The following is a 10,036-nucleotide window of genomic DNA, read 5'->3' on the forward strand; positions in this document are numbered from 1 at the left end:
TTGCGTTACGCTCTGCTAACACACCCTACAATAGTACTGAGATTTTTTCAGAAATCAAAAATGATTCCTATATAAAGCGGTATAGCGCTTCCTAATCAGATGAGGTACATCTTAAGCCCCCTCTCGAAGAGCGGGGAGGGGGTTGGGGGTGGGGTTGTTGTACCTCACAAGTGCCGAGAACCGCTATATGAGGCGGCAGAGTATTTGTTAAACAAAGATGCAGTTGGGCTAAAGCTGATCTCAAAAAACCGAAGAATAAGGGCTGAATCAAAAATTAAAATCCCATCATAAAAACGAAAGATAACTACGAGGTGATTTAGAAGTTGACAAACTTCATGTAATATAAAAGTAGTAATATAGACATTAACCTCACAAAATCTTCAGCAATGGTACTAAGTTAGGGTAGTGTTTACCAGGATTAAACCGCATGGACTTTGTGACAATTCTAGGATTATTTGCCGCTTCTATAACTACGGTTTCATTCTTACCCCAGATGATTAAAATATGGCAAAATCAATCAGCGAAAGACGTTTCTTTTGTGATGTTGATTTGTTTCAATACAGGGGTATTTTTATGGCTTATATATGGAATTATCCTGAAACAATTGCCGATCATTTTGGCTAATGCTGTCACACTATTTTTTAACTTGATAATTCTATGGCTTAAAATTAAATATAGATAAAGAAGTCCTAGTGACTGTAAGTTGCACCTATACAAACTCTCATGCACCTGCGCGGACTAAAATCAGTTGGTTTTGCCTGTGTAGGGGCGAATTACATGAGACTGCATGATTCAAACACCCAAAAGAAACCCCTGTGACATCATCTGTATTTGATTCTGAACGCCTTCTATTTACACCCACCAGCCCAGACACCAACGCTATCCCCATAATCTTCGCCTTTCCCAATGAGTACAGCGTAGGGATCACAAGCCTTGGCTATCAGGTGGTGTGGGCAAATTTTGCAATGCGTGATGATGTGAAGGTGAGTCGCCTGTTTACCGATACTCACGAACAACTCCCTAGAACACCAGAAATTGTGGGATTTTCTATTTCGTGGGAACTGGATTATGTGAATATTTTAAATTTGCTGGAATCTTTAGAAATCCCCATTCGAGGAACCTCTCGTGATAATTCTCATCCGATAATTTTTGGTGGTGGCCCCGTTCTCACTGCTAACCCCGAACCTTTTGCAGATTTTTTTGATGTCGTTTTGCTGGGGGATGGCGAAACCCTGTTGGGGAATTTTATTGAGGCTTACAAAGAAGTCAGAAATGCCTCAAGACAAACTCAACTAAAAAGACTTGCACAAATACCAGGAATTTATGTACCAAGTTTGTATGAGGTGGAATATCACACTAGAGATGGTGAAGTAAAGTCTATTAAACCAATTTCTCCCGAAATTCCCGCAGTAGTGCAAAAGCAAACTTATCGAGGAAATACCCTATCAGCCTCAACTGTAGTCACCGAAAAAGCGGCATGGGAAAATATTTACATGGTGGAAGTGGTGAGAAGTTGTCCAGAAATGTGCCGCTTTTGTTTGGCGAGTTATCTCACACTGCCTTTTAGAACAGCCAGTTTGGAAGATTCATTAATTCCAGCGATCGCCAAAGGTTTAGAAGTCACAAATCGGCTAGGATTATTAGGGGCTTCAGTAACTCAACATCCAGAATTTGAGGCGTTGCTAGATTATATTAGTCAACCAAAGTATGATCATGTCCGTCTCAGTATTGCCTCAGTGCGAACCAATACCGTAACAGTCCAGTTAGCAGAAACATTGACGAAACGAGACACGCGATCGCTTACCATTGCTGTAGAGAGTGGTTCCGAGAAAATCCGCCAAATCGTCAACAAAAAGCTGCATAACGATGAAATCATCCAAGCAGCCGTCAATGCCAAAGCTGGCGGATTAAAAAGCTTGAAACTCTACGGAATGGCAGGAATTCCTGGTGAAGAAGCAGAAGATTTAGAGCAAACTGTAGTGATGATGCGTAATATCAAAAAAGCTGCGCCGGGATTGCGGTTAACATACGGATGCAGCACCTTTGTACCCAAAGCACACACACCGTTTCAATGGTTTGGGGTGAATCGCCAAGCCGAAAAGCGGTTGCAGTTTTTGCAAAAACAGCTAAAACCACAGGGGATAGAATTTCGCCCAGAAAGCTATAATTGGTCAATTATCCAAGCTTTGTTATCGAGAGGCGATCGCAGACTCTCCCAACTTCTCGAACTGACTCGTGACTTTGGTGATTCCTTAGGTAGCTACAAACGTGCTTTCAAACAACTCAAAGGACAAATCCCCGACTTAGATTTCTACGTCCACGCCGAATGGTCAACACAACAAGTATTACCCTGGAGCCACTTGCAAGGACCTCTGCCACAGTCTACACTACTAAAGCATTTGGCTGATGCTAAGAGTTATATCAATCCATCCTCCAAGGAACTACAGCCATTACTGGGGACTAGCAACTAGGGACTGAGGACTAGGGACTGGGGACTAGGAATTAAAAGTTAATACCCAGTCCCCAGTAACCAGTCCCCAATACCTTGAAAACTTGATGCAAAACACAGCTGAGTATTACTGCGCCTATTGCGGCGAACCAAACTTAACTTTTATTGATTTGAGTGCTGGAGGACAGCAATCTTACGTTGAAGATTGTCAAGTTTGTTGTAACCCAAATATTTTGTATGTGCGGGTTAATGAAGATACCCTAGATATCGAAATTGATACCGAATCCGAAAGTTGAATTTTAGGTTTTTCTTTCCATGCTGCACTTTAAACATTCCTCAATAATTAATACGTCACCAGAAGTAGTTTGGAAATTTCACGAAAGGCCAGATATTTTGCAACTCTTGAATCCACCTTGGCAGCCAGTCCAAGTGGTTCGTCGTGAAGGGGGGCTGAACGTGGGAGCTATCACCGAATTTCGTCTGTTTCTCGGCCCATTACCCTTAACTTGGTTAGCGCGTCATACTGAATGTGAAAAATATCGCCTGTTTACCGACGAACAGATATCTGGCCCTTTTGAGTATTGGGTACATCGACATGAATTTGAACCGGAAGATGGCAAAACTAGGTTAACTGATGCTATCTCCTTTTCCATGCCTGGTGGAGGAACAGTTGAATTTATCAGTGGTTGGCTAGTGCAAGCCCAACTAGAAGCGATGTTTCGCTATCGTCATTATGTGACTAAACGCGAGTGCGAGTCATTATAAACCAATGGTCATTCTCTTATACTAAGTGGCTCCAACCCATTAGCTGATTCTGAGCCACACTATAAGTCAATGCGCTTGGCTTTGTGAAAAATTGCTTTGTTGGGTTGCGCTTTGCTTAACCCAACAAAGCCCAAGAAATGTTGGGTTTCGTTCCTTAACCCAACCTACACAACTCCAACCCATTAGGGATCTGCGGGTTAATAGTGTCCCAACCAACCGGGTTTTGACACTTCGACTACGCTCAGTGCATCGCTGCGCTCAACCCTCAGCCGTCGAGAGTTGAGCGCAGTCGAAACTTGGTTTACTGGTACTTTATTTTCACGCAAGTCCATTAGCTTATTCGGAGCTACACTATAGGTTTGAAAAATATTATTCTTTTTTAGTCTGAACAATAACACTCAGGAAACCTTCTAACTTTCCTTAGGGACTTCCAAATAAAAAAATACTCAAAAAACTGGCGAAAAAACTCTCTCCTCCTTATTCCTCTGTGTTCTCTGCGTCTCTGTGGTTCGTTTATTTGGATAATTTATTTCTTGGAAGTCCCTTAGATTTTTTTTGATATTTGAAATACGACTCATACCATTTATTTTTGAAGATCCGTCTATAGAACTTACGCAGAATCACAAAAAGTAGGGACAATTCATGAATTGCCCCTACTTACCGCTAATTATGTTAACGTCTTTTTCCCTGCTTCGGCTGTTTACAAAGTACCATATTAATAACACTAGTTCTTCTAATCACGATATCTATCCGTATTATCACGTATATAGATCAACCGTCAAACCAAAAACATTTTTTGGTTTGGCGCTTCTATGTGTAATAATAGTTAAAGTATCTTAATATTTATAAACATTTTAAAGTATTGGCACTATCCAATGCAAAGCGCTAACCACTAATAGAGTTTTCTGGCTGGTAGTTAGTGGTTTTTCTGGTGACTATATTTTAGGAACTTTCATCTGAATACTAGGCGGAGTAAAAGCGTGATTCAATTAGAACAACCACCCAGTCATCAAACAAAACTGACCCCCGTAGTTAAAAGTAAATCTCAGTTTCAAGGACTTTTTATTGCTATTGTAATTGTTAGTGCATGGGTCATTAGCCTGAGTTTATTACTTCCCCTTGACATCTCCAAATTACAATTTTGGATGCTACTGCCTATCATACTTTGGCAAACATTTTTATATACGGGATTATTTATTACATCTCATGATGCTATGCATGGGGTAGTATTTCCTCAAAACACCAAAATTAATCATCTTATTGGGACATTAACCCTATCTCTTTATGGTCTTTTAGCATATAAAAAATTATTGAAAAAGCATTGGTTACATCACCACAATCCAGCAACTCAAGGAGACCCTGATTTTCATAATGGTAAATACAAAAACTTCTTTGCTTGGTATTTCCATTTTATGAAAGGTTACTGGAGTTGGGGACAAATAATTGCCCTAATTATTATTTATAACTTTGCTAAATACATACTCCATATACCCAGTGATAATCTAACAAACTTTTGGGTAATTCCCTCGCTTTTAAGTTCATTGCAATTATTTTATTTTGGTACTTTCCTCGCACATAGCGAACCAATCGGAGGTTATGTTCAGCCTCATTGTGCCCAAACGATTAGCCGTCCAATTTGGTGGTCATTTATCACGTGCTATCATTTCGGCTACCACGAGGAACATCATGAGTATCCCCATATTTCTTGGTGGCAGTTACCAGAAATTTACAAAGCAAAATAGTTATTGTTTCTCTAATAAGTAAGTGGGTGTGAATAATTAAAAGTTTGTAGTAAAGGTTTCAGCCCTTAAAATAGAGCTGGAGCCTCTTAACTAAGAGCAAATTTTTTATCGTAAAATCAAGGGTTAAAGACCCCTACATCTATATGTAGTATCATTTTCATTCGGGGTTAAATCCCCATCTGAAATGTCTTGAATTTTGAATTTTGAATTTTGAATTGTTAACCTGTTTATGCCAATTAATAATTCTCGTCTTGTAACCTATAGCCCTGCTTATACAATCGTTCCCACTTACGAGTGCTTTAATCGGTGTAGCTACTGCAACTTTCGTAGTGAACCGGGTAAAAGTCCCTGGATGAGTCTTTCAGATGCAGATAGTATTTTAAAACCACTTCAAAGCCGAAAAATCTGTGAAATCCTCATACTTAGTGGTGAAGTGCATCCCCATTCCCCAAAGCGTCAGGCGTGGTTTGAGCGGATTTATGATTTGTGTGAATTAGCGCTTTCAATGGGGTTTTTACCACACACAAATGCCGGTCCTCTGAGTTTTGAGGAGATGCAAAAGCTCAAATGTGTAAATGTTTCAATGGGGCTAATGTTGGAACAGTTAACGCCAAAATTGTTAAATAGTGTACATCGTCACGCACCGAGTAAATTACCAGAAGTCCGTTTACAACAATTGCAATGGGCGGGAGAGTTGCAGATTCCCTTTACAACGGGGTTGCTGTTGGGAATTGGGGAAACTGTAGATGATTGTTGGGAAACATTAACAGCTATATGTGAACTGCATCAACGTTATCACCACATTCAAGAAGTTATCCTGCAACCTCATAGTCCTGGACATCAGCAAACCTTTGATGCACCACCTTTTGACCCTCATCAGTTACCAGAAGTAATTTTTAGGGCGCGTCAGATTTTACCGCCAGATATTACTATTCAAATTCCGCCAAATTTAGTTAAAGATAACCGATGGTTACTCGCTTGTATTGAAGCTGGTGCGCGAGATTTGGGGGGAATAGGGCCAAAAGATGAAGTGAATCCCGATTATCCTCATGTTCAGGAACAGGCATTAAGAGAAATTTTACAGCCTGCGGGGTGGGAATTGGTGCAGCGATCGCCAGTTTATCCCCAATTTGATAGCTGGTTGTCGAAAGAATTGCAAAAAGCGGTGAAACACTGGCGCAAGACTTTAACCCCAATTTCTCTTTTGTCAGAATAGGGAAATAGAGATTTTCTCATCTCGTAGTAGTTTCTTTGCTGACGAGTCTTTGAACTGGATTCATCCACTTCAATACAGTTTCTCGGCTGCTAAATCAATAAATATATCCTTCTTACCAATTTTGAGGCTAATATCATGTCCGCTTAATTGCTTATTAAATCCGAAGAACCCCACCCCCGCCAAAGCTATGCTTTGTCTCCCCTCCCCGCAAGCGGGGAGGGATTGGGGGTGGGGTGTAATGACTGTGCTTTACATAACTAAATTATGCGGACATGATATAAGAGGATCATCCGTAATCTTCCACCCATCTTTGATGAGTGCATTTTTCACACAATCATGATAGATGTCTTTGGCTGGTATTAATTCTGATTTTTCAGTTAATTTTTGAGGCTGGGCATTACCCAGCCTACTGTTTGCTATTTGAAGTTAATCTGCGGTTGTGACATCGATGTGAAAGTTATCGAAGTTAGCGATCGCTTCTTGTAATTTATCCAAAACTTGATGAACAGAAATACTACCTAAGTCCCCAGAGGCGCGGGTACGGATACTCAAGGTGTTGGTTTCCACTTCCTTGGCTCCCACAACTGCCATCACGGGTATTTTTTCTTTCTCTGCATTGCGAATCTGTTTACCCAAGCGATCGCCACTAGTATCAACTTCTGCACGGATACCCAAGGTTCTCATCTTGGCTACCACATCTTTAGCAAAATCTAGCTGGGTGTCACCCACTGGTAGTAATCTGGCTTGCACTGGCGCTAACCACAAAGGGAAATCGCCTGCATATTCTTCAATTAAGATCCCAATCAGCCTTTCCAGTGAACCAAAAGGCGCACGGTGAATCATGACTGGGCGTTTACGAACACCATCTTCGGCAACGTACTCCAAATCAAAGCGTTCTGGTAAATTGTAATCTACTTGCACAGTTCCTAATTGCCACTCTCGATCTAAGGCATCACTAAAGATAAAGTCAAGTTTTGGCCCATAAAAAGCCGCTTCTCCAATACCTTCAAAGTGTTCCATCCCCAAGGTTTCAACTGCACGGCGAATTGCACCTTCGGCTTTGTCCCAAACTTCATCATCACCGATGTACTTATCACTAGCAGGATCGCGGAAACTGAGTCTAGCTTTAAATTTCTTCAGTTGCAGACTATTAAACACCGACAAAATCAAATCCACCACACTCAGAAATTCGCTATCTAACTGTTCTGGGGTGACAAACAGGTGAGAATCATCCACAGTAAAACCGCGCACCCGCGTTAAACCGCCCAATTCGCCTGATTGTTCGTAGCGGTAAACAGTACCAAATTCTGCCAGTCGCATCGGTAGTTCCCGATAAGAGCGCAACTCACTCTTATATATTTGGATGTGAAAGGGGCAGTTCATCGGCTTCATCACGAAGCCCTGTTCCTGTGCGGCATCTTCTTGATTATCTGCCATTAAGGGGAACATATCTTCTTTATATTTCTGCCAATGTCCAGAGGTTTTAAATAAATCGACTCTGGCAATGTGAGGCGTTACTACAGATAAATAACCCCGTTTGATCTGTTCTTGCTTGAGGAAGTCTTCTAAAGTACTCCGTAGTAGAGTGCCTTTGGGTGTCCACAAAGGTAAACCCGGTCCTACTAGATCAGAGAATATAAATAATCCCAGTTCCTTACCCAGTTTCCGGTGATCTCGTCGCAGCGCTTCTTCTTTGCGTCGCTTATATTCAGTGAGTTGTTCTGGACTTTCCCAAGCTGTGGCGTAGATGCGTTGTAATTGGGCTTTAGTTTCATCTCCACGCCAATAAGCGCCAGCAACGCTTTCTAATTCAATTGCTTTCGGGTTTAATTCACTGATATTTTCCAGATGAGGCCCCGCACACAAATCCCACCATTCATTCCCCAGGTGGTAAATCGTGATTGGTTCGTTTTTGATATCTGCCAGAATTTCTAGCTTGTAAGGTTCCTTAATTTCCTGAATCCGGCGTTGGGCTTCTTCGCGGCTGACTTCTTCCCGAATTACTGCCAGTTTGCGATTGATAATCTTCACCATCTCTTTTTTGATGGCTTTGAGATCATTTTCGCTAAATGGTTCTGGATTGTCGAAGTCATAGTAAAAACCGTTTTCAATCCAAGGGCCGATTGTAACTTGCGCCTTGGGAAACAGCTTTTGTACTGCCATTGCCATTACATGGGAAGCAGTGTGGCGAATCTTTTTTAAGTTCTCCGATTCGCTGGTACGCGGTAAATAAATTTTTTCAACTTGTTCTGACTGTTCTGACTGATTTGATGAATTTGGCGACATTGGCTGCTGAACCGTTGGCGAAGTGATTACAAAAGGTGATTTATCTGAATCTGTAGGCTTATTCAAATATAACGACTTTGATTTTGGCCAGTTCGACTTTATTCTCACTACTGAGATTAATTTTTAATCCGGGATAAAGATAAATTTTTGATTGCTTACCTGAGTGTCAAATTCAGGATTGCACGCGTAGGCGTAGCCCGTCGTAGACATCGCTAAATTATCTGATGAATTGCAACTCCATAGCATATATACCTATAGATGCCTCTCCAAAGGAACTGTACAAACCGAATATCAAGACTATATAATAAAATCTGTGTTCTTTGTTACAAATTTTTACATCTCAGAATTATGAGAGAAATCAAAAAAGTGTTAAGAAACGTAAATAACGTTAATATTAGTAAGCAAGCTTGAAATATGCTTCTCATTTATGCCAGACTCAAATTTACCAGGGACTGAGTTGCTGAAAACGGTTTTAGAACCCCTGCTAGAAGATTTTCAGCATTGGTTCACGCGATCGCGCCATTTACTCGAAACTGAGCAACTATCATTTATGAGTAACCAAGAGCAATCTGACTTACTCTTGCGGGTTAAGCAAGCGCAAAATGAACTAAATACGGCGAAGATGCTATTTGCTGCTACTGATAAACAAGTCGGGATTGATATGGCAACATTAATGCCCTGGCATCAATTAGTAACAGAATGCTGGAATGTTGCAATGCGCTTTCGTCAAGGACGTGAAGCATAAGCTGTAACTAGGAGCATCTGCTAAATTTTGGCAGACTACTCAGCTATGTCTCCTAAAAAGACGGTAAATCAGTCGTTAAAGAAATAGTACAAAATTCTTAACAACTTCTTAACACTTTTTGGATTAACAAAATAATGTATCCTATGCTACCGTAAGTAGAATAACGGTTGACAAATAGCTCCATATAGATGTAGACGCACCAAAAGTGCGTGAAATACTCGTCTTAACCGTGAGTCACAGTGTCGGCGAGGCAAAGCGTTTACAAAATAAAGTTTAAAAAATTACTGTCCTGGAGGAAAATCTAATGTTACATCTGCTTTACATTCTGGCTTTTACAATCCTTGCATTTATAGCTGTTGGCAACTTAATTCGTAACCTGATCGTGTTCAGTTTTGATCGCGATCGAACTTACCCGACGAATTCCTCGCCAATGAATAATCAAGGCAACTATGGTTATTATTCATCAAAAAGACAGTTTGTACCCCATCCAGAGTTATTAGATAACGCGGGTAACTTAATTAAAGAGCCACTTTTGGTAATGCGTTCGATTAACGTTGAAGATGCGCGTCAACATCTTGATGCACTTTACGAAGCATCCCCAGGACATAAGAGAGACAATTCTGAAGAAGGGTAAAAAAGTTAGGAGTTTGGAGAGACGCGATTAATCGCGTCTGTACATTAGGAGTTAGGGTGTAAATTATTGTTGTTTTTGCATCCTCAAGGCTTCTTATAGCAGAAATTTATAAAGGGTAGGTTGAAAACCCCTGAGAAACAGCAACGCAGTTGCGTATTTCGTACTTCAGGCAGGGGATGAAAACCACGATGCAGGCTAA

The 10,036-nt window shown here is 40.9% G+C and carries 9 protein-coding genes and 1 pseudogene; 8 read left to right on the top strand and 2 right to left on the bottom strand.

Features of this window, described 5'->3' with window-relative positions; all coding sequences use genetic code 11:
• The first annotated feature begins 427 nt into the window (after positions 1–427).
• From V7K97_RS06020 to cofG, 6 genes are all read left to right on the top strand, one after another.
• Positions 428–682 carry a SemiSWEET transporter gene (locus V7K97_RS06020; RefSeq protein ID WP_334799842.1) on the top strand — a complete coding sequence of 85 codons (255 nt, stop codon included), beginning with the start codon at positions 428–430 and terminating at the stop codon, positions 680–682.
• A gap of 133 nt (positions 683–815) precedes the next feature.
• Positions 816–2,471, top strand: a complete 1,656-nt coding sequence (locus tag V7K97_RS06025; protein ID WP_334799843.1) for a B12-binding domain-containing radical SAM protein — start codon at positions 816–818, stop codon at positions 2,469–2,471.
• An 85-nt stretch (positions 2,472–2,556) separates the two neighbouring features.
• A complete protein-coding gene (locus V7K97_RS06030; RefSeq protein ID WP_094330630.1) occupies positions 2,557–2,745 on the top strand; it encodes a CPXCG motif-containing cysteine-rich protein in 189 nt (62 codons plus the stop codon).
• 19 nt (positions 2,746–2,764) lie between these two features.
• Positions 2,765–3,214: an SRPBCC family protein gene (locus V7K97_RS06035; RefSeq protein ID WP_334799844.1), complete on the top strand. Its 450-nt coding sequence runs from the start codon at positions 2,765–2,767 to the stop codon at positions 3,212–3,214.
• A 980-nt stretch (positions 3,215–4,194) separates the two neighbouring features.
• Positions 4,195–4,956 carry a beta-carotene ketolase CrtW gene (crtW, locus tag V7K97_RS06040; protein WP_334799846.1) on the top strand — a complete coding sequence of 254 codons (762 nt, stop codon included), beginning with the start codon at positions 4,195–4,197 and terminating at the stop codon, positions 4,954–4,956.
• A 229-nt stretch (positions 4,957–5,185) separates the two neighbouring features.
• Complete coding sequence (cofG, locus tag V7K97_RS06045; protein WP_334799848.1) at positions 5,186–6,172, top strand: 7,8-didemethyl-8-hydroxy-5-deazariboflavin synthase subunit CofG; 987 nt, start codon at positions 5,186–5,188, stop codon at positions 6,170–6,172.
• A gap of 279 nt (positions 6,173–6,451) precedes the next feature.
• Here the strand turns inward: cofG and V7K97_RS06050 are convergent.
• Together V7K97_RS06050 and thrS are read right to left on the bottom strand one after the other, a co-directional pair.
• Positions 6,452–6,532, bottom strand: a pseudogene (locus V7K97_RS06050) (element excision factor XisH family protein); the annotation flags it as partial.
• A 66-nt stretch (positions 6,533–6,598) separates the two neighbouring features.
• Positions 6,599–8,458 carry a threonine--tRNA ligase gene (gene thrS, locus V7K97_RS06055; protein ID WP_334799857.1) on the bottom strand — a complete coding sequence of 620 codons (1,860 nt, stop codon included), beginning with the start codon at positions 8,456–8,458 and terminating at the stop codon, positions 6,599–6,601.
• Between the two features lie 427 nt (positions 8,459–8,885).
• Here thrS and V7K97_RS06060 point away from each other — a divergent pair, with 427 nt between their 5' ends.
• On the top strand, positions 8,886–9,203 hold the full coding sequence (locus tag V7K97_RS06060; RefSeq protein ID WP_334799849.1) for a DUF2605 domain-containing protein: 318 nt from the start codon (positions 8,886–8,888) through the stop codon (positions 9,201–9,203).
• 304 nt (positions 9,204–9,507) lie between these two features.
• Complete coding sequence (locus V7K97_RS06065; RefSeq protein ID WP_334799851.1) at positions 9,508–9,837, top strand: DUF2973 domain-containing protein; 330 nt, start codon at positions 9,508–9,510, stop codon at positions 9,835–9,837.
• Positions 9,838–10,036 lie beyond the last annotated feature (199 nt).

Origin of the sequence: Nostoc sp. (genome assembly GCF_036917815.1) — a bacterium.
Lineage (GTDB): Bacteria > Cyanobacteriota > Cyanobacteriia > Cyanobacteriales > Nostocaceae > Nostoc.